The organism is Streptomyces sp. NBC_01478 (assembly GCF_036227225.1).
Taxonomy (GTDB): Bacteria; Actinomycetota; Actinomycetes; order Streptomycetales; family Streptomycetaceae; genus Streptomyces.
In genome coordinates, this window is sequence record NZ_CP109444.1 from 4,724,530 (window position 1) to 4,745,231 (window position 20,702).

Annotated in this window: 15 protein-coding genes; 9 read left to right on the forward strand and 6 right to left on the reverse strand. The window is 70.4% G+C overall.

Annotated elements, in window-relative coordinates; translation table 11 throughout:
• Positions 1-6: 6 nt before the first annotated feature.
• Together OG223_RS21205 and OG223_RS21210 are read left to right on the forward strand one after the other, a co-directional pair.
• The gene (locus tag OG223_RS21205) at positions 7-2,229 is read left to right on the forward strand and encodes a bifunctional glycosyltransferase/CDP-glycerol:glycerophosphate glycerophosphotransferase (protein ID WP_329250847.1); all 2,223 of its coding nucleotides are present in this window, start codon (positions 7-9) and stop codon (positions 2,227-2,229) included.
• Entirely contained in the window at positions 2,226-3,503 is a 1,278-nt protein-coding gene (locus OG223_RS21210) for a hypothetical protein (protein WP_329250850.1), read from the forward strand. The genes OG223_RS21205 and OG223_RS21210 overlap by 4 nt, the downstream gene beginning before the upstream one ends.
• 84 nt (positions 3,504-3,587) lie before the next feature.
• On the opposite strand, the gene OG223_RS21215 is transcribed toward OG223_RS21210, so the two are convergent.
• Positions 3,588-4,001 (reverse strand): organic hydroperoxide resistance protein, encoded by a 414-nt coding sequence (locus tag OG223_RS21215; protein WP_019056748.1) that lies wholly within the window; start codon positions 3,999-4,001, stop codon positions 3,588-3,590.
• A 133-nt stretch (positions 4,002-4,134) separates the two neighbouring features.
• On the opposite strand from OG223_RS21215, the gene OG223_RS21220 reads away from it, so the two are divergent.
• Complete coding sequence (locus tag OG223_RS21220) at positions 4,135-4,608, forward strand: MarR family winged helix-turn-helix transcriptional regulator (RefSeq protein ID WP_329250853.1); 474 nt, start codon at positions 4,135-4,137, stop codon at positions 4,606-4,608.
• Here the strand turns inward: OG223_RS21220 and OG223_RS21225 are convergent.
• A complete protein-coding gene (locus OG223_RS21225; protein WP_329265406.1) occupies positions 4,568-6,718 on the reverse strand; it encodes a glycosyltransferase family 39 protein in 2,151 nt (716 codons plus the stop codon). The two genes, OG223_RS21220 and OG223_RS21225, sit on opposite strands and share 41 nt — an antisense overlap.
• A gap of 182 nt (positions 6,719-6,900) precedes the next feature.
• Here OG223_RS21225 and OG223_RS21230 point away from each other — a divergent pair, with 182 nt between their 5' ends.
• From OG223_RS21230 to OG223_RS21240, 3 genes are read left to right on the forward strand one after another with little or no spacing between them, the layout of a single operon-like run.
• Positions 6,901-8,172, forward strand: coding sequence for a glycosyltransferase family 87 protein (locus tag OG223_RS21230; RefSeq protein WP_329250856.1), 1,272 nt, complete (start codon positions 6,901-6,903; stop codon positions 8,170-8,172).
• Positions 8,173-8,230: 58 nt separating this feature from the next.
• The gene (gene galE / locus OG223_RS21235) at positions 8,231-9,211 is read left to right on the forward strand and encodes a UDP-glucose 4-epimerase GalE (protein WP_329250859.1); all 981 of its coding nucleotides are present in this window, start codon (positions 8,231-8,233) and stop codon (positions 9,209-9,211) included.
• Complete coding sequence (locus tag OG223_RS21240; RefSeq protein ID WP_329250861.1) at positions 9,211-10,158, forward strand: ADP-ribosylglycohydrolase family protein; 948 nt, start codon at positions 9,211-9,213, stop codon at positions 10,156-10,158. The genes galE and OG223_RS21240 overlap by 1 nt, the downstream gene beginning before the upstream one ends.
• 20 nt (positions 10,159-10,178) lie before the next feature.
• On the opposite strand, the gene OG223_RS21245 is transcribed toward OG223_RS21240, so the two are convergent.
• The gene (locus OG223_RS21245) at positions 10,179-10,805 is read right to left on the reverse strand and encodes a TetR/AcrR family transcriptional regulator (protein ID WP_329250864.1); all 627 of its coding nucleotides are present in this window, start codon (positions 10,803-10,805) and stop codon (positions 10,179-10,181) included.
• Between the two features lie 480 nt (positions 10,806-11,285).
• On the opposite strand from OG223_RS21245, the gene OG223_RS21250 reads away from it, so the two are divergent.
• A complete protein-coding gene (locus tag OG223_RS21250) occupies positions 11,286-12,203 on the forward strand; it encodes an ABC transporter permease (RefSeq protein ID WP_329250867.1) in 918 nt (305 codons plus the stop codon).
• A complete protein-coding gene (locus OG223_RS21255) occupies positions 12,196-13,065 on the forward strand; it encodes an ABC transporter ATP-binding protein (protein ID WP_329250870.1) in 870 nt (289 codons plus the stop codon). The genes OG223_RS21250 and OG223_RS21255 overlap by 8 nt, the downstream gene beginning before the upstream one ends.
• A 3-nt stretch (positions 13,066-13,068) precedes the next feature.
• On the opposite strand, the gene OG223_RS21260 is transcribed toward OG223_RS21255, so the two are convergent.
• Both OG223_RS21260 and OG223_RS21265 read right to left on the reverse strand, forming a co-directional pair.
• Positions 13,069-13,530 carry a GtrA family protein gene (locus tag OG223_RS21260; protein WP_329250871.1) on the reverse strand — a complete coding sequence of 154 codons (462 nt, stop codon included), beginning with the start codon at positions 13,528-13,530 and terminating at the stop codon, positions 13,069-13,071.
• 158 nt (positions 13,531-13,688) lie between these two features.
• Complete coding sequence (locus tag OG223_RS21265; RefSeq protein WP_329250874.1) at positions 13,689-18,620, reverse strand: NAD-glutamate dehydrogenase; 4,932 nt, start codon at positions 18,618-18,620, stop codon at positions 13,689-13,691.
• 727 nt (positions 18,621-19,347) lie between these two features.
• Here OG223_RS21265 and OG223_RS21270 point away from each other — a divergent pair.
• Positions 19,348-19,914 carry a DJ-1/PfpI family protein gene (locus OG223_RS21270; RefSeq protein WP_329250876.1) on the forward strand — a complete coding sequence of 189 codons (567 nt, stop codon included), beginning with the start codon at positions 19,348-19,350 and terminating at the stop codon, positions 19,912-19,914.
• 61 nt (positions 19,915-19,975) lie between these two features.
• On the opposite strand, the gene OG223_RS21275 is transcribed toward OG223_RS21270, so the two are convergent.
• Positions 19,976-20,641 carry an HAD family hydrolase gene (locus tag OG223_RS21275; protein WP_329250879.1) on the reverse strand — a complete coding sequence of 222 codons (666 nt, stop codon included), beginning with the start codon at positions 20,639-20,641 and terminating at the stop codon, positions 19,976-19,978.
• Between the last annotated feature and the right edge of the window lie 61 nt (positions 20,642-20,702).

Consider the following 20,702-nt stretch of genomic DNA (forward strand, 5'->3'; position numbering starts at 1 on the left):
CCCGAAGTGCCCCGCTTCAGCGTCATCGTCCCCGTCTTCAAGGTGCAGGGCTTTCTGCGCGAGTGCCTCGACTCGGTTCTGGAGCAGTCCTACCGGGACATCGAGGTGATCGCCGTGAACGACTGCTCGCCGGACGGGTGCGGCGCGATCCTCGACGAGTACGCGGCCCGCGATCCGCGCGTACAGGTGCTGCACCTGCCGGAGAACGTCGGCCTCGGGCGCGCCCGCAACGCCGGAATGCCCCTGGCCACCGGCGACTTCCTGTTCTTCCTCGACAGCGACGACACCCTCACCCCGGGTGCCCTGCGCGCGATGGCCGACCGGCTCGACGCGAGCGGCGACCCGGACGTCCTGGTCTTCGACTACGCGCGCACCTACTGGTGGGGCGGCACCCGCCGCAACGTCCTCGCGCACGTCCTGACGGAGGTCGACGACACCTTCACGGTCGCCGAACACCCGGAGATCCTCGACCTGTTGATGGTCGTGTGGAACAAGGTGTACCGCCGGGAGTTCGTGCACAAGCACGCCTTCGAGTTCCCGCCGGGCTACTACGAGGACACGCCCTGGACCTTCCCGGTGCTGCTCAGCGCCGAGCGGATCGCCACCCTCGACCGGATCTGCCTGAACTACCGGCAGCGGCGGCAGGGCAACATCCTGTCCACCACCAGCCGTAAGCACTTCGACATCCACGACCAGTACGAGCGGGTCTTCGCGTTCGTCGACTCCCGCCCGGAGCTGGCGAGTTGGCGCCCGTATCTGCACCGCAAGATGGCCGAGCACTGTCTCGACATCCTCGGCAAGCCGGACCGGCTGCCCCCGTCCGACAAGGCCGAGTTCTTCCGCCGTACGGCCGAGCTGTTCGCCAAGCACAAGCCGGCGGGCGAGAGGGTGGACGCCGACGTCCGTGTCCTGGAAGGGAGTTACGCGCGGTACCGGGCCGGGCGACAGGCGAGCGGGGCCGCACGGCAGCTCGAACGGCGGGCTCTGCAAGCACGCAAGTCGGCGGCCGGACGGGTCAAGGGCAGTTGGGCCGCGCTGCACGCCCGTCGCTCGCTCGACCCCAACCTCGTTGTGTACTCGGCCTTTTCGCACCGCGGGGTCCTCGGTGACCCGGCCGCCGTCTACTACAAGGCGAAGGAGATCGCGCCACAGCTCCGGGGCGTGTGGGTCGTACAGGACGCGGAGCAGGCCGCGCTCCTGCCGCCGGGCGTCGAGCACGTTCTCCTCGACACCCTGCGGTATCGCCGAGTCACCGCGCGCGCCAAGTACTTCGTCAACAACGTCAACTGGCCCGGCACCCTCGCCAAGCGCCCCGGCAGCGTCCACATCCACACCCATCAGGGCACCCCGCTCAAGTACATGGCGGCCGACCTGCTGGACAAGCCCGGCGCCCGGTACGGCGTCGACGTGCCGCAGATGCTGCGCCGCGCCGACCGCTGGGACCACAGCCTGGTCGCCAACCGGCACTCGGAACTGGTGTGGGAGCGGGCGTACCCGTGCCACTTCGCTTCGGCGCGGACCGGCAGCCCGCGCAACGACGTGCTCGTCGGTACAACTGCCGAGGCGGGTAAGGCCGTTCGCGCGCGGCTCGGTATCCCCGACGGGCACACGGTCGTGCTGTACGCGCCGACCCGCCGTGAGTACGTCCGGGGTGGGCACGTCGACCGGCTGGACCTGGCCCGGTTCGCCGAGGATCTCGGCCCGGAGCACACCCTCGTCGTACGCCTGCATCCGTCCCTCGCGACCGGGCCCGCGCGCGGCATGGGTCTCGCGGACCTGCACCGGCGGGGTGTTCTTGTCGACGCGACCGACGAACCCTCCGTGGAGGACGTCATGGTGGCGTCCGACGCGCTGGTCACCGACTACTCGGCCCTGATGTTCGACTACGCCAACCTCGACCGGCCGATCGTGCTGCACGCCGACGACCGGGAGGCGTACGCGGCGAGCCGGGGCACCTACTTCGACGTGACCGCCGCGCCACCGGGTCATGTGTCGGGCTCCTACCGGGAGTTGGCGTGGCTGTTCGCGTCGGGCGCCTGGCGGGACGAGGACTCGGCGCGGCTGCGGGGCGAATTCCGGTCGCGGTACTGCGAGTTCGACGACGGGCGGGCCGCCGAGCGGGTCGTACGGACGCTGTTGCTGGGTGAGGTCGACCGGCAGCCGCGGGACGGAGCCGGCGCGCGGGTCCCCAATCCGGCCGCCGGGCACGACCAGTTGGCGTCCTCATGAGGCCGCGTACCTGGGTGCTGGTGCTGGCCGCCGTGTTCGCGGTGCTCCAACTCGCCAATGTCACCGGGCGGGCCACTCCCGACACCAAGAACTACCTGTCGTACGCGCTGAGTCTGCGCGGTGAGAGCAGGCACGAGGCGGCGGCCGTCGCCATCGACTACGCCTGCGCGAGCAACGGGGCGACCGCGCGGCGCGACCAGAGCGTGAACGTGCTGAACTTCCACGGCAAGGACCCCGCCGCGCGGGTCGCGAAGAAGTGCCGGGCCGCGCAGTGGCGGGCGGTGAACGCGCAGGTGCGGGCCGGGTACAGCGGCGGGTTCATCACGCCGTTCATGCCCGAGCGGTTCATGCGGATCTTCGAAGTGCGGCCCGGATACCCGGTGTTCCTGGTGCCGTTCGTGACCCTGCTCGGTCCGGTCTGGGGGCTGTGGTCGGCGAGTGTCGTCCTCACCGTCGCGGGCGGGATCCTCGTCTTCCTGATCCTGCGCACGCTGTCGGTGTCGGTGCCGCTCGCGCTGACCGGGCAGGCCCTCTACTACGTCCTGCCGTGCGGGACGACCGCGATGCGTCCGATGGCCGAGGGGCTGATGACGGCCCTGACGCTGGCGGCCGTGTGGGGTTGCGCGCTGGTGCTGCAAGGGCGCCGGGCGCGCGCCGGGCTCGCCCTGGTCGGCGGGTCCCTGCTCCTCCTCTTCACCGTCAAGCACTCGCAGGCCCTGTTCCTCGGGCTGTGCCTGGCCGGCGCGGGGGCGCTGGTCGCCGTACGGCAGCGGCGGCGCCGGCAGCGGGCGGTGGTCGCGGTCGCGGCACTCGGCGCGGCGGCCGCCGTAGGCACGCTGTTGTTGGCGAGTCTGCTGCACTATCCGTCGCAGACCGACAGCCTCCAGGATCTGCTCACCGATCACTACGCGCGGCCCGACCGCGCCCGGCTGTGGCCCGAATTCCTGCACCTGGAGGCGAACTTCTGGCTGGAGTGGACCCGGCAGCAACTGTGGCAGCCGGTGCTCGCGGCGGCGCTCGGCGCCGGGGCGTGGGGTGCGTCGCGGCGGCCGGCGTTCGGGGTGTTCCTGGTCGGGGCCGCGTTCACGGGGATTCTCACGCAGGCCGCGCATCCGGACATCAGCGTGTGGGGCGGGCGGTTGATCGTGCTGGTGTGGCTGCTGCCGGTGGTGGGGGTGCCGTTGCTGCTGGAGAACGTGGTGCGGGGGAAGGCGGTCGCGGCCGTTGCGGTGCCGGGGCAGGGGCTCGGGGAACGGGCCCAGCCCGTGAGGTGACGCGGGCGACCCCGGCGACGAGGTGATCAGCGCTCGTCGCCGGGGTCGTAGAAGCGTCGTATGTGATGCGACTACTCGATGTGCCTACTCGATGACGAGGTCGACCTCGATGTTGCCGCGGGTCGCGTTCGAGTAGGGGCAGACCTGGTGGGCGGTCTCGACCAGCTTGCGGCCGGTGGCCTCGTCCACGGTGTCGGGGAGCTCGACGCGCAGGGTCACCTTGAGGCCGAAGCCCTCGCCCTGCTTGCCGATGCCGACCTCGGCGGTCACGGCCGCGTCGGTGACGTCGACCTTCGCCTGCCGGCCGACGAGGCCGAGGGCGCTGCCGAAACAGGCGGCGTAACCGGCGGCGAAGAGCTGCTCAGGGTTGGTGCCCTGGCCGTTGCCGCCCATCTCTACCGGAATGCCGAGCTGAAGGTCGATCTTGCCGTCGTTGCTGACCGCGCGGCCGTCACGGCCGTGGGTGGCGGTGGCTACGGCGGTGTAGATCGCGTCCATTGGAAACCATCCCTCTCGGAAGTCTTGGTGGGGTGGGGGCCGGTCCGGGTGTCCGGACCGCCTCACGGAGATAAGTAGAGCACACAATTAAATTGCACACAACTAAATGGCCCGCTCGCGCTATCCTGGAGACATGACCACCACTCCCGCCGACACTCCAACCAGCGACTGGCTCCGCCTCGACCAGCAGATCTGCTTCTCCCTGAACGCCGCGTCACGCGCCTTCGGCGGCGTGTACCGGGTGCTGCTCAAGGATCTCGGGCTCACCTATCCGCAGTACCTGGTGATGCTGGTGCTGTGGGAGCACGGCGAGCTGCCCGTCAAGAAGCTCGGCGAACACCTGCGGCTCGACTCCGGCACGCTGTCCCCGCTGCTCAAGCGGCTGGAGACGGCCGGTCTGGTACGGCGTGAGCGCAGCGCCCGCGACGAGCGCTCGGTGGAGGTCCGGCTCACCGACGAGGGCGTCGCGCTGCGCGAGCGCGCCGTCGAGGTGCCGCGCCGCATTCTGGGCGCGACCGGTTTCGACATCGACGCGATCCGGGCGCTGCGGGGGCAACTCGACCAGCTCACGGGGGCGTTGGACGCGGCGACGTTGGAGCAGGCGTAGACGCCGGGTTCATCGGTTTCGTTGGTTTCGTTGGTTTCGTCGGCTGCATCGCTTGTGGGGGCATGCGGCGGATGTAGAGGGCCAGCTTCACCCGGCCGCCCGCGTACTCCCGCCGGCGCGCGAACTCCCCGTCCACCACGTCGAGTTTGACCCGGTCGGTCGGGTCGCCGGGAGCCCAGCGGGACGGCAGCAGATTCGACTGCGCGACGATCCAGACCCGGTCCACACCGGCGAGCCGCGCCCGCAAATCCGCCGGACCCACCTCACGCCCGCTGAGCGTCCCGGACCTCGCCCCCGACTCCCGGAGCGCCAGGTCCCAGGGCCCGACGAACGGCCCCGGGTACGCCAGCGCCGTCACCCGCCAGAACGACGGCAGGAACAACACGGGGTCGCCAGGCCTGAGTTCACGCCCGGCGAGGGCTGCGACGGCGGCGAGATTCTCGGGGCGGCGGGCGGCGGAGTGGTCGTTCCGGTAGGCGGGGAGGTTGTGGAGGAAGGGGACGGCTACGGCGAGGACACCGGCGAGCGTGACGAGGTGGGCGCGGGTGGGGAGGGGGGTGCGGGGGGTGAGACCGGTGCGGATGGCGAGACGGGTGCGGATGGCAAGACGGGTGCGAGTGGCGAGACCGGTGCGGTGGGGTGGGCGGCGGCTGGTCGGGGGGCGGCGGGGAACGGTGGGCGGTAGGGGGGTCGAGCGGTCAACTGTGCTCAGGGGCGGGGGACTTGCGGGGCGGGCTCCGGCCCCGGCTCCCGCTGCGACTCCGACTCCCGCTCTGGCCCCGACTTCCACTCCGACTCCCGCTCCCGCTCTGGCCCCGGCTTCCACTCCGGCTCCGGCTCCCGCTCCGGTCCCTGCCCCGACTCCCGCTCCTGCTCCTGCTCCTGCTCCGACTCCAGCTCCAGCCCTGGCCCCGGCCCCAGCCCCGGCTCCAACACCCGCTCCGACTCCGGCCCCGGCTCTGCCCCCGACTCCCGCTCCAGCTCCAGCCCCAGCCCCGGCCCCAGCCCCAGCCCCAGCCCCAGCCCAGGCTGCCTCTCCTGCTCCAGCCCAGGCTTCCTCCCCGGCCCCAGCCATACGCTCGGCTCCCGGCCCACGACCGCCCCCGCTCAGCGCGCCGACCAACTCACGGCGACTCCCCGCGTGGGCCGCCGCACGGTCGGCTGCCGTGCGACGGCCGCTCGGGACACCGTGACCCTCCAGCCACAGCCGCCCCGCCATCCCCACCACCCGGTCCGCCCCCGCCGCCAGCAGCAACGGCGCCCCCGCCAGCGCGTACAGCACGTACCGCTCATGGAACAGCGGCCGGAACTGCGACACGGTCAGCAGGATCACCGGCGGCACCAACAGCAAGGGCAGCGCGACCGACGTGAGCCGGCCGGCGCCGAGTCCGATCAGGATCAGCAGGACCGAGGTCCAGAAGACGACGCCGGTCGGGGTGACCGCGAGGAAGCCGCGGGCCAGGCGTTCCGTCGTGTCCCAGTCCGGCATCCGTAGCCACGCCACCTGCGCCGACTGCCGCTGGGACACCCACGCCAGCGGCAACAGGACGCCCACCGCCGCGCCCGCCGCACGGCCCCAGCCGAGCCATACCGCCCCGCGCACCCGCGCCGCCGCCAGCGTGAGCGCGTGCGCGCAGAGCACCAGGACCGCGAACTCGTGCAGCAGAAAGGTCACGGCGAGGACAGCGCCGTAGCCCCACCAGGACCGCCCCTCCAGCGCCCGCACCAGCAGCAGCGTCGCCCCGGCCACACCCGCCGCGACGAGGGTGTACGAGCGGCCCTCCTGGGCGTAGTGGCCGGTCAGCGGGGTGATCGCGTAGAGGAGGCCGGCCCAGAGGCCGACCCGGGGGCGGGCCAGGCGGGTGCCGAGGGCCGCGACCAGGCCCGCCGTCGCCGCCGCGCCGCACACGGACGGCAGCCGGAGGGCCACCTCGCCGGGGTGGACGGCGAGGACGGCGTGCATGAGGAGGTAGTACAGGCCGTGCACCGCGTCGACACCGTGCAGCAGATGCCAGATCTGCGGCACCGTGCGCCGCCCGACCAGGAACGTGACGCCCTCGTCGCCCCACATCCCGCCGCGGTCGAGCCCCCACAGCCCCAGCGCGAGCATGACGGCCACCGGCACGGCCACGGCCACGACCTCCGCACGCGTCCGTCGCCCGTGTCCGTGCCCGTTCTCACCCTCACCTTGGCTGTCCACCTGGATGATTTTGTACTGTTAGCAAGCTCTTACCGACGATTGACGGTGTATTAGCATTCCTGCGGCATTCACCCGGCTTACGATCCGGCGTGATGAACGCCGCCCGCGGACACCGCCTCCTCGCCCTCGCCCTCGCCTGGCTCGCCACCCGCGCGGGAATGCTGCTCCTCCTCGCGTACAACGACCTCCCCCTGCTCGGCCGGGGCGGGGTCGCGCGGGAGGTGTGGCGCCTGTACCACCACTGGTACGGCGTCCTGTCGCACGGCGCGTTCCCGGCGCACGACCCCCTGTGGCAGTACCCGCCGGGCGCCGGCCCGGTCCTGCTGGCCCCCGCACTGCTGCCGGACCTGACGTACTTCCAGGCGTTCGTCGTCCTCACCCTCGCGACCGACGCGCTGATCACCCTGGTACTGGCCCGCGCGGGCACCCGCCCCGGCCACAGCCTGCGCGGCGCCGCGTACTGGATCCTCGCCCTCCCCCTCCTCCTGCACATGCCCCTCGTCCGCTACGACGTGCAGGTCACGGCGTTCGCCGTCATCTCCCTGTTGACGTTGTCGCGCTCCACGCGTGCGTGCGGTGCGTTCGCGGCGCTGGGCGCGCTGGTGAAGGTGTGGCCGGCGCTGGTGCTGCTGGGGATGCCGAGGGGGCGGACGACGCGGTCGGTGTGGTCGTGGGCGGTGGGGACGGGGGCCTTGTCGCTCATGTCTCTCGTGGCCTTGTTCAACAATCCTTTCGCCTTCTTGCGCCAACAGGGTGGCCGGGGCGTCCAGATCGAGTCGTTCGGCGGCACGGTGCTCGGCCTGGCGACCCACGCCGGCTGGGCGGGCCAGGTGCACTACCGGTACGGCGCGATGGAGTTCACGGGGCCGTACGTCTCCGCCGTCGCCGACGCCTCCCTCGCGCTCACGGCGGTCGCCTTCGGACTGCTGCTGCTGTGGCGGATCCGGGCCCGCCGCTGGACCGCGGCGACGCCGTACGACGCGGCACTGAGCGCCGTCCTGCTGTTCACCGTGACCAGCCGGGTGATCAGCCCCCAGTACATGATCTGGCTGCTCGGCCTGGCCGCCGTCTGTCTGACCTCGCGGCACACCACACAGCGCCCGGTGGCCGCGCTGATCGTGGCGGCGACAGCGGTCAGCTCCGTCGAGTTCCCCGTCCTGTACGTCGACGTCATCCACTCCACGTGGACGGGCTGCGCCCTGATGGTCGTCCGCAACGGTCTGCTCGCCGCCGCGGCCGTTCTCTCCTTCGTCCGCCTCTGGCGGTCGTCGAGGGCGCTCCCCGCGACGACGCACACGCGCGTGCGGCCTTCCGGCCCGTACGGGGAGTCCTCGCAGTTGACCGCCGCGCACTCGGGCGCCTGATTGACTGAACCCCGAACACGGATCTCATGGCATCCAGTGACGGAGGGGACGACCGCACATGACCTGGCTGATCACCGGCGGCGCCGGCTACATCGGGGCACACGTCGTGAGGGCGATGACCGAGGCGGGCGAACAGGCGGTCGTCTACGACGACCTGTCCACCGGCATCGCCGCGCGCGTGCCCGACGGCGTGCCCCTGGTGGTGGGTTCGACCCTGGACGCGGAAGGGCTGGCCCGCACCCTCGCCGACCAGGACGTCACCGGAGTCGTCCATCTGGCCGCGAAGAAGCAGGTCGGCGAGTCGGTCGACCTGCCGTTGCACTACTACAGGGAGAACGTCGAGGGCCTGCGCGTCCTCCTGGAGGCGGTCACCACGGCCGGCGTCCCGTCCTTCGTCTTCTCGTCCTCGGCGGCCGTCTACGGCATGCCCGACGTGGACCTGGTGACCGAGGAGACGCCCTGCGTGCCGATGTCGCCGTACGGCGAGACCAAGCTCGCCGGCGAGTGGCTGGTCCGCGCGACGGGCCGCGCGACCGGCCTGTCCACGGCCTCCCTGCGCTACTTCAACGTGGCCGGCGCCGCGAGTCCCGAACTCGCGGACACGGGGGTCTTCAACCTCGTCCCCATGGTCTTCGAGAAGCTCACCGAGGACGCACCGCCGCGCATCTTCGGCGACGACTACGCCACCCCGGACGGCACCTGCGTCCGCGACTACATCCACGTCGTGGACCTGGCCGAGGCCCACGTCGCGGCCGCCCGCGCCCTCCAGGCCTCCCCCGGCCGCGCCCTCACCCTCAACATCGGCCGCGGGGAAGGCGTTTCGGTCCGCGAGATGATCGACCGCATCAACGCGATCACCGGCTACGACCGTCCCCCGACCGTCCGTCCCCGCCGCCCCGGCGACCCGGCCCGCGTCGTCGCCTCCGCCGACCGCATCACCACCGAACTGGGCTGGAAGGCCAAGCACGACGTCCAGGACATGATCGCGTCGGCGTGGGAGGGGTGGGTGCGGCTGCATCCCGGAGCCGCAAGGGCCTGATGGACAGCCACACCAGAGCGGAACGCGCCCTGGGCACCGTCCTCGGCTCCGCCGTCGGCGACGCTCTCGGCGCACCCTTCGAATTCGGCCCCGAAGGCGCCTTCTCCGCCCGCTTCCCGGTCCCCGACCACGGCGGCGAGATGTGCGGGGGCGGCGGCTGGGACCCGGGCGAGGCCACCGACGACACGCAGATGGCCGTACTCGTCGCGGAGTCGCTGCTGGAGTGCGGCGGACTCCAACTCCCGGACATGTTCGGGCGGTTCCGGCGCTGGGCGAACTCCGACCCCAAGGACATCGGCCTTCAGACCGAGGCCGTACTGACCGGCGGCGACCCCTGGGACCTGGCCGCCGCGCTCCACTTCCAGACCAGCCAACGGGGCGCCGGGAACGGTGCGTTGATGCGCGCCGCGCCGTCGTCGGTGTACTTCGCGCACGCGGGCCGCGACGCCACGATGAACGCCGCCCGCCGCATCGCCGCACTCACCCACGGAGACCGCGCGGCCTGGGAAGGCACCGCCGTCTTCCACGAGTTGGTGCGCGTCGCGCTGGACGGCGGCGACCCCCTCGACGCCGTCGCGGAGACCCTGCGGTCCGTCCACCCCGACCACCGGGAGCGCTACGGCGTCGTCCTCGCCCCGGACTGGCACCCCGACAGGGCAACGGAGTTCAACGGCGCCGTCTGGCCCTGCCTCGCCTCCGCCGTCTGGGCCCTGCGGACTACTTCCTCGTACGAGGACGCCGTACGCGCCGCGATCGACCTCGGCGGCGACACGGACACCGTCGCCGCCGTGACGGGCGGCCTCGCCGGGGCGGTGTACGGGAGCGGGGCGATTCCCGAGCGCTGGAGCGCGGCCTTGCACGTACCGCTGCCTGGATTCGGCGGGCGGGTGCTGCGGGCGGCCGAACTCGGGGAACTGGCGCGGCGGTTGGACCGGCAGGACGACTGACTCGCCGAGTCGGGCGAGACCTACAGCGCCTTGAGTCCCTCGGTGGTCGCCCGGGCCAGCGCCCCCAGGTACCCCTTCGGCAGCTTCGGGCTGCGGATCACCACCGCACGCCAGTACAGGGGGCCGGAGATCAGGTCCAGGGCCAGGTCGTCGTCCATGCCGGGGCGGATCTCGCCACGCCGCTCCGCCGCCGCCAGGATCTTGCTGGCCACGCCCTCCTGGCCCTCCCGCAGCGCCTTCTGCATGGCGTCGGCGATCTCGGGGTTGCGGGCCGCCTCGGCCTGGAGGTCCGGGATGACCTGCGAGGCGACGGGGTGACGCAACGCCCGTGACGTCACCTCGTACAGCATCCGCAGGTCGCCCTCCAGCGAACCGGTGTCCGGCGTCGGCAGCCCCAACACCGCGATCGCCGACACCACGTCGAGCACCAGGTGCAGCTTCGAACGCCAGCGGCGGTACACCGCCGTCTTGCCCACTCCCGCCCGCCGCGCGATCCCCTCGATGGACATCCGGGCATATCCGACCGCCGCCAACTCCTCGAAGACCGCCGCCCGAATGGCTTCGGTCACATCCTCGCGGAGTACGGCCGCCCCTGCGGGGGTGCGGCGGCGCTGACGTGTCTGGGGCTCGTCGGCGTTCGTCGTCATAGCCCAAGCATAGGGGCGTTGCGACGAAACGGTTGCGTTCCGACGCGGGGTGCGTTGCGACGAAACGGGTTCGTCGTAACGCGGGCGAGTGGCGGGCTGGAGGTCGGGCTGGCCGGCTGCACGTCACGACGCGACCGTCTCGTCCTGACGACACAACCACTCCGTCCCCACGACGCACCCGCACCGTCCCACCCACGCCCCGACACCCCGCGCCCTCACAACACCCCGCACCCCAACACCCCACCCCTCCCAGACCGTATCGACGCAACACCCCCGTCCCGCCCCAAAACCTAACGACCCCGTCACACCCGTCACGACGAAACGGTTGCGTTCCGACGCCGAATCGGCCTACGCTCACGTTGCGACGATACGGTCCCGTCCCGACGTAAGAGAACGTAAAGAGAAGCGTAAGGAAACGTCGGACGACGGGACACGGCAGCCGGACGCACGCACCCCTCCCCCCGAGCGAAAGCAGCGGATGTGAGCCAGGTCCTCCACACACCGCCCCATTCGCCGGCTCCGGCCGACGAAGACGACCTTGCGGCGCTCGCCGCCCGCCACGGCCTCACCGTCAGTGGCGCCCGCCCCTCCCTGCGCGAGTACGTCCGCCAGTTGTGGGAGCGCCGCCACTTCATCACCGCCTTCGCCACCGCCAAGCTGACCGCGCAGTACAGCCAGGCGAAGCTGGGCCAGATCTGGCAGGTGATGACGCCGCTGTTGAACGCGGCGGTGTACTACTTCATCTTCGGCATCCTGCTGGGCACCAAGCGCGGCGTCCCGGACTACATCCCGTTCCTGGTGACGGGCGTGTTCATCTGGACGTTCACGCAGAGCTCGATCATGGCGGGCACCCGGGCGATCTCCGGCAACCTCGGCCTCGTACGGGCCCTGCACTTCCCGCGGGCCGCGCTGCCGATCTCGTTCGCGCTGCAACAGCTCCAGCAGTTGCTGTTCTCGATGGCCGCCCTGGTCGTGATCCTGCTCTGCTTCGGTGTGCCGATCAGCTTCTCCTGGCTGATGGCGGTCCCGGTGCTGGTGCTGCAGTTCACGTTCAACGCGGGCGTCTCGATGATCATGGCCCGAATGGGTGCGAAGACGCCGGACATCGCGCAGTTGATGCCGTTCGTGCTGCGCACCTGGATGTACGTCTCCGGCGTCATGTGGAGCATCGACAAGCTGACCAGCAAGGACCACCTGCCGCACCTCGTGACGCTCGCCCTGGAGACCAACCCGGCGGCCGTCTACATCGACCTGATGCGCTACTCGCTGATCGACAGCTTCCACTCCAGCCAGCTTCCCCCGCACGTGTGGCCGGCCGCACTGGGCTGGGCGCTGATCGCCGGAGTCGGCGGCTTCATCTACTTCTGGAAGGCTGAGGAGACGTACGGCCGTGGCTGAGCAGACCATCGAGTACCACACCGAGCGGACCCCCGTGGCCGCGGACAGCACCATCCCCACCGTCGTCTGCGACGGCGTCGACATCATCTACCGGGTCAACGGAACCGGCGCCGGACGCGGCTCCGCGACCGCCGCCCTCAACCGCATGCTGCGCCGCGAGAAGGCCGAGAAGGCGGCGGGCGTCCGCAAGGTGCACGCGGTCAAGAAGGTGTCCTTCGTCGCCTACAAGGGCGAGGCGATCGGGCTCATCGGCACCAACGGCTCCGGCAAGTCGACCCTGCTCAAGGCGGTCGCGGGCCTGCTCCCGGTCGAGAACGGCCGCATCTACACGCACGGCCAGCCCTCCCTCCTCGGCGTCAACGCGGCCCTGATGGGCGACCTGACCGGCGAGCGCAACGTGTACCTCGGCGGCCTGGCCATGGGCATGTCCCGGGAGCAGGTCAAGGAGCGCTACCAGGGCATCGTCGACTTCTCCGGCATCAACGAGAAGGGCGACTTCATCACCCTCCCGATGCGGACGTACTCCTCCGGCATGGGTGCCCGGCTGCGCTTCTCCATCGCCGCCGCCAAGGACCACGACGTCCTGCTGATCGACGAGGCGCTGGCGACGGGCGACCGGTCGTTCCAGCGGCGTTCGGAGGAGCGGATCCGCGAGCTGCGCAAGCACGCGGGCACGGTCTTCCTCGTCAGCCACAACAACAAGTCGATCCGCGACACCTGCGACCGCGTCCTGTGGCTGGAGCGCGGCGAGCTGCGGATGGACGGGCCGACGGAGGAGGTCCTGGAGGCGTACGAGGCCTTCACGGGCGGCGCCGACAAGCCCAAGGCCCCGGCTGCGACCCCGGCGGGACAGGTCGCCTAGAGGTCAGAGGTCAAGGTCCTCGTCCTGGAACACCCAGGTGCGGTACACCAGGAAGCGGAACGCGGACGCGAGCACGATCGACAGGGCCTTCACGGCATTCGCCCCGAGCGGACCGTGAAGGCCCAGGCCGTGGTAGCCGACGTAGAAGAGGCCGCTCTCCATGGCCACGCCGATGCCGCTGAAGACGAAGAACAGGGCGATGCGGCGGGCGCCGGGGGCGTCGCGGTCGCGGTAGGTGTAGTAGCGGAAGCCGAGGTAGTTGGCGCCCATCGCCACGCAACTGGCCAGGACGGTCGCGGGCATCGCGGGCCAACGCAGGCCGTGCAGCAGGGCGTTGAAGACCGCGAAGTTGACGAGGACGCCGCTGCCGCCGACGATCCCGAATTTCACGACTTCCAGGACCACCTTGCGCACCAGCCGTACGGGGGCGGCGGTCGCGCGTTCCTCGGTGAGGTTCGGAGTCACGTCTCAAGGCTTAGCCGGGCAGAGTAAGCGCTCCTCCTGATTACCCCTAAGGCACCCCATGAAAAGGCGCCCCGGGCCATTGCGGCCCGGGGCGCCTTTGTCGTCGTAGAGATCACGCCGAGACGGTCGTAGGGACTACGCCGCGACGGCCGTGGGGACTACGAATGCGTCCGCAGCAGGGTGCGCATGGTGCGCATCGCCACCGACAGGTTGGCCAGGTCGAACATCTCCGAGCCCTGGATCTCGTCCAGGGTGGTGCGGGCGCGGCCGAGGATCGCGCTGTTCTTCTTCTCCCACGCGATGAAGCGCTGCTCGGGGGTCGAAGTGCCGTTGCCGGACGTGAGGATGTCCGCGGTGAGGGCCGCGTGGGCCGCGTACAGGTCCTCGCGGATGGAGGCGCGGGCCATGGACTGCCAGCGGTCGGCGCGGGGCAACTCGATGATGCGGTCCATGAGTTGGGTGATGTGGAGGCGGTCGGCGAGGTCGTAGTAGACCTCGGCGACGTCCATCGGGTCCTTGCCCGTGCGGTCGGCCACCGAGACGATGTCGAGCGCCGGGAAGGCGGAGGAGAACCCGGCCACGCGGGTGGCGAGTTCGGCGGGGACGCCGGCGCCGGTCAGCTCGTCGTAGATCTGCTGGTACCAGTCCAGGTCCGCGCCGCGCAGCAACTTGGGGAGCTGGGACCACACTTGCTCGACGCGCTCGCCGAAGAACTCGACGGTCTCGGCGAGTTGGAGCGGCTGCGGCCGGTTGTTGAGCAGCCAGCGGGTGCCGCGCTCGCACAGCCGGCGCGAGTGCAGGCGGATGCGGGTCTGGACGGGTGCCTCGACGGTGTTGTCGAGGGCCTCCACGCCGTCCCACACCTCGGCCGCGTCGAAGATGGCGCGGGCCGCGGTCTGCGCCCGGACGATCTCCTCCAGGGAGGCCCCGGTCTCCTCACGGAGGCGGTGCAGGAAGCTCGTACCGCCGGTGTTGACCGTGTCGTTGACGAGGACCGTGGTGACGATCTCGCGGTGCAGCGCGTGGGTGTCGATCTGCTCGGCGAACTTCTCGCGCAGCGCGGTCGGGAAGTAGGCGTGCAGCAGCGTGCGCAGGTAGGGGTCGTCGGGCAGCGTGGTGTGCAGCAGCTCGTCGGCGACCGTGATCTTCGTGTACGCCAGGAGCACGGCCGTCTCGGGACTGGTCAACCCCTGTCCCTGGGCGAGGCGTTCACGGATCTGGCGGTCGGTGGGCAGGAACTCCAGCGCCCGGTCGAGGTGGCCCTCGCGGACCAGGGTGCGCAGGAAGCGCTGCTGGGCGTGGAGCATGTCCTTGGACTGGGCGAGCGCGTTGGCGATCGCGGTGTTCTGCGCGTAGTTGTTGCGCAGGACGAGCGCGCCGACCTCGTCGGTCATCTCGGCGAGGATCTTGTTGCGCTGCTTGACGGTCATGTCGCCGTCGGTGACCAGGCCGTTGAGCAGGATCTTGATGTTCACCTCGTGGTCGGAGGTGTCCACGCCCGCGCTGTTGTCGATCGCGTCCGTGTTGATCTTGCCACCCTGCTGGGCGAACTCGATCCGGCCGAGCTGGGTCAGGCCCAGGTTGCCGCCCTCGCCGACGACCTTGACGCGCAGGTCGGCGCCGTCGACCCGGATCGCGTCGTTGGCCTTGTCACCGACGTCCGCGTGGGACTCCGTACTGGCCTTGACGTACGTCCCGATGCCGCCGTTCCACAGCAGGTCGACCCGCGACTTGAGGATCGCCTTCATCAGGTCGGCCGGCGTCATCTTGGCGACCTTGTCCTCGATGCCGAGGGCCTCGCGGACGTGGGCGTTGACCGGGATCGCCTTGGCCGTACGCGGGAAGACGCCACCACCCGTCGACAGCAGGTCGGTGTTGTAGTCGGCCCAACTGGAGCGCGGCAGCTCGAACATGCGGCGCCGCTCGGCGTACGAGACGGCCGCGTCCGGGGTCGGGTCGAGGAAGATGTGCCGGTGGTCGAAGGCCGCGACCAGGCGGATGTGCTCGCTGAGCAGCATGCCGTTGCCGAACACGTCACCGGACATGTCACCGACGCCGACGACCGTGAAGTCCTCGCTCTGCGTGTCGACGCCCAGCTCCCGGAAGTGCCGCTTGACGGACTCCCAGGCACCGCGCGCGGTGATGCCCATCTTCTTGTGGTCGTAGCCCGCGCTGCCGCCGGAGGCGAAGGCGTCACCGAGCCAGAAGTTGTAGCTCTCGGCCACTCCGTTGGCGATGTCCGAGAAGGTCGCGGTGCCCTTGTCGGCGGCGACCACCAGGTAGGTGTCGTCCTCGTCGTGCCGGACCACGTCCGCCGGAGGGACGACCTCGCCGGCCACCAGGTTGTCGGTGATGTCGAGCAGCGCCGAGATGAACATCTTGTAGCTGGCGATGCCCTCGGCCAGCCACGCGTCCCGGTCCACGCTCGGGTCCGGCAACTGCTTGGCGACGAAGCCGCCCTTGGCGCCGACCGGCACGATGACGGTGTTCTTCACCATCTGCGCCTTGACCAGGCCGAGGATCTCCGTACGGAAGTCCTCCCGCCGGTCCGACCAGCGCAGCCCGCCGCGCGCGACCTTGCCGAAGCGCAGGTGCACGCCCTCGACGCGCGGCGAGTACACCCAGATCTCGTACGCCGGTCGCGGCGCCGGCAGGTCCGGGATGGCCTGCGGGTCGAACTTCATCGAGACGTACGCGTGCGCGTGCCCGCCGAGCGCTTCCTGGAAGAAGTTGGTGCGCAGGGTCGCCTTGATGACGGTCAGGAAGGACCGCAGGATGCGGTCCTCGTCGAGGCTCGCCACCTGGTCGAGGGCCGCGTCGACTTCTTCGAGGAGGGCGTCCACGATCTCGCGTCCGGCGCGCTGCCGGTCCGGCGACATCCGCGCCTCGAACAGGGAGACGAGCAGCCGGGTGGTGTGGACGTTGTTGCGGAGGGTGTCCTCCATGTAGTCCTGGCTGAAGGTCGAACCGGCCTGCCGCAGGTACTTGGCGTACGCCCGCAGCACCATCGCCTGCCGCCAGTCGATCCCGGCGCTCAGCACCAGCGCGTTGAACCCGTCGTTCTCGGCCTGCCCGGTCCAGGTCGCGGCGAACGCCTCCTGGAACCGCTCGCGGCCGTTCTCCCCGAGGGAATCCCCGTTGCCGTTCTGCGACTTGGGCATCCGCAGCCCGAAGTCGTAGATCCACGCCGTCGTACGGTTCGAGCAGCGCAGTTCGTACGGCCGCTCGTCCACGACCTCGACGCCGAGGCGGCTGAGGACCGGCAGCACGGCGGAGAGGGAGACCGAGGCGCCCTTGCGGTAGATCTTGAAGCGGCGCTCGTCGGGGGCGGCGCCCACCGGCTCGTAGAGGCTGAGCGCGAAGGCCTGCTCCTCGGTGAGCTGTTCGAGGTGGACCAGGTCGGCGACGGCGGCGCGCGGGGAGTGGTCCGCCTTGTAGCCCTCGGGGAAGGCGTTGCCGTAGCTGCGCAGCAGTTCGGCGGCGCGCTCCTCGCCGCACTCCGCGTTCAGCGCCTCGCCGAAACCGTCGGCCCAGGAGCGGGCGGCCTCGACCAGGCGGGCCTCGATGCGGTCCTTGTCGGCGTCGGACAGCTCCGGCAGTTCGGTGCCCTGCGGGACGCGGACCACGAAGTGCAGCCGGGACAGGATCGACTCGGTGTTCCAGGCCGTGAAGTCGACGCTGATGCCGTCGAGCTCTTCTTTAAGGATGTCGATGATCCGCAGGCGCACGCCGGTGGTGTAGCGGTCGCGCGGGAGGTACACGAGGGCCGAGTAGTAGCGGCCGTACTCGTCCTGGCGCAGGTACAGGCGCAGCCGCCGGCGTTCCTGGAGGTAGAGCACGGACGTGACGATGGACCGGAGTTCGTCGACCGGGGTCTGGAACAGCTCGTCGCGCGGGTACGTCTCCAGGATCTGCAGCAGGTCGCGCCCGTCATGGCTGTTGGGCGAGAAGCCGGCACCCTCCAGCACTTCGTCGACCCTGCGCCGGATCACCGGGACCCGGCGGACGGACTCGGTGTAGGCGGCGGAGGAGAACAGGCCCAGGAAGCGGCGCTCGCCGACGACCTCACCGTTCTCGTCGAACTTCTTCACACCCACGTAGTCGAGGTACGACGGACGGTGCACCGTGGAGCGGCTGTTGGCCTTCGTGAGGACGAGGAGCTTGTGCTCGCGGGCCTTGGCCCGGGCGTCGGCCGGGAGCCGCTCGAAGGACGGGCTCACCGGGTGGCTGTCCTCGCCGGCGTGCTGCGGGTCGGCGCGCAGGATGCCGAGGCCGGTGCCGGGGACGGCGGCGAGGGAGTCGTCCTCGCGGAGCTGGTACTCGCGGTAGCCGAGGAAGGTGAAGTGGTCGGCCGCCAGCCAGCGCAGCAGCTCGCGGGCCTCCCCGACCTCATTGGAGGGCAGGTCGGAGGCGGTCGGCTCGGCGGGCAGCTCGTCGGCCATCCGCAGGGCCAGGTCGCGCATCTTCTCCCAGTCCTCGACGGCCTCGCGGACGTCGGACAGGACGCGCAGCAGGTCGGCGGTGATCTGCTTCAGGTCGGCGCGGTCGGTCTCGCGGTCGATCTGGACGTGGATCCAGGACTCGATGTGCGCGTCGTGCGGCAGCTCGCCGGTGGGCGGGGTGGTGAGCACCTCGATGAGCTTGCCGGTGAGGTCGCGGCGGACGACGATCTGCGGGTGGATGACGACGTGGATGCCCCGGCTCTGGCGGGTCAGTTCGTTGGTCACGGAGTCGACGAGGAAGGGCATGTCGTCGGTGACGACCTCGACGACGGTGTGGCTGCACGTCCAGCCGTTCTCCTCCACCGTCGGGGTGTGCACCCGTACGTTCGCCGTGCCCTGGGGTCGGGTCTCGGCCAGCCGGTAGTGGGAGAAGGCGGCACCGAAGACATCGACCGGGTCGCGGTCCGCGAGGTCCTCCGGGGCGGTGTGCAGGTAGTAGCGCTGGAGGAACGCGAGCACGGTCTCCTGGTCCGGAGTGCTCTTGTCCGTCGTCCCGGTGGGTAGGTGCCCCCCGACCGGGCTGTTCTCAGCTACCCGAGCAGCCCTCTCGAGCAACTCGGCCTTTGCTTCGTCCAGCTTGGTCTGCATTGTCCTCTGGCTCCTGTCGCGCGCCGTTGCGTGACGTAGAAGGAAGTTCGGTGTCTTCCCCTGCGGCTCGACGCCACGGCCCGGGGTGTCCGGTCTGCTCAGACGCTATGCCGCAAGGTGAGATGAGCGGTGGGTTATCAGCCATTTTCGGCACGCCCGAAGGGTGTGACGCTGCTCTCTGTCGCGTCGGTACCCGGGGTGTGCACGGCGTCCTGGGAGCCCTTGGAGCTCCGTCCCGCCCGCGTGGGCCTGCTGCGCGGACCCTGGGACCAGCGACCGCCGCCCGGTCACGGATGTCGTCCGTGGTCGCCGGGCGCGGAGCAGGGGCGACGATGCCCCCGCGAAATATCGCGCTGATCACGCCACAAGGCTATCTCTCCTCACCGGGGGCTCGTCACGAGCCGGATGTGTACAAACCGAGGGTGGAACTTTGACGTTATGCACAGGGGCGCAGAGCGTGAAATCGTCGTATTCACAGGCAGTCGGGACAGTGCCGGTGGAGGCGGTGGTGGTGGGTGTCAGTGGTGGCGATGTCCGGGCCGCGAGGCCCCTTGGCAAGCACCCCGGCACGCGGCACGTTGCCCTTGACGCCTTGCTCATGACGCCCTGCTCATGACGGCTTGAGCGCTTGAGGCCTTGCGCGCGTGCTTGAGGCCTTGAGCTCATGAGCCCCACGGCACCCGACGCAGCTCAGACGCATGTCACGGCCACAGAGGAGCGCACCGACATGACAGCGAAGATCCTCATCGTCACCGGCGACGCAGCGGAGTCGCTGGAAGTCCTCTATCCCTACCAGCGCCTGCGCGAGGAGGGCTACGAGGTCCACATCGCGGCTCCCGAGCGCAAGAAGCTGCAGTTCGTCGTCCATGACTTCGAACCCGGCTTCGACACCTACACCGAGAAGCCCGGCTACACCTGGCCCGCCGATCTCGCCTTCTCGGAGGTCGATCCCGGCCAGTACGCGGCCCTCGTCATCCCCGGCGGACGGGCCCCCGAGTACCTCCGCAACGATCCCGAACTCCGCAAGATCCTCAAGTCCTTCTTCGACACGGACAAGCCCGTGGCCCAGATCTGCCACGGCCCCCTGCTCACCGCCGCGATCGACGGCCTGCGCGGCCGGCGCGTCACCGCCTACCCGGCGCTCGAACTCGACATGCAGTCCGCCGGCGCGACCTTCCAGGACGCCGAGACGGTGGTCGACGGCACGCTGGTCTCCGCCCGCGCTTGGCCTGATCACCCCGGCTGGATGCGGGAGTTCCTCACAGTGCTGCGGGCGAAGGCGCCGGTGACATGAACTCCGGGCGCGGTGTCCGCCCGGGGCACCGTGCCCTGTCACACCGACCGGCAGCTCACGCTCACGCCGCCAGCCGCTCCGCCTCCGCGACGGCCTCCGCCAGCGAGTCCACCACGGGTACGCCCACGGCCTCGAGGCTGGCCCGGCTGTGCGAACCGCCGGTGTAGAGCACGGCCCGCGCGCCCACATGCAGGGCGGCCACCGCGTCGTCGGTGGCGTCCCCGATCACCACGGTGCGCGCGGGATCCACTCCGGTCAGCGCCCCGAGGTGCCGCACCATGTGCTCGGCCTTGCTGCCGCCGGAGGGCCCGGTGCGCCCGTCGACCCGTATGAAGTGCGGCTCTATCCCGAACTCCCTTACCAACGGTATGAGTTCGTCATGGACGTACATGCTGAGGATCGACTGACTGCGACCCGCGGTCCGCCACCCGGCGAGCAGCTCCGCCGCGCCTTCGGTCAGCCCGCAGGTGACCCGGTGCTCGGCGTAGTACCGATGGAAGACGTCATCCATGACCTCCCACTCGGCGTCGGTGGGCAGCCGCCCCAGCAGCCTCTCGTAGAACTTCGGCACCGGCACGCAGTACAGCGCCCGGTACTGCTCGATCGTGATCGCCTTGAGCCCCAGCTCGGCGAACGCCGCGTTCGTCGCGCCGACGACCGCGTCATTGTCGTGGAACAGCGTGCCGTTCCAGTCCCAGACGATGTGCGCGCTTCCTTGCATCCCCATGCCAAAAAAGGTACCCGCCGCCACTGACAATCAAGAGAACCGCAGGTCAGCGGGCATATTC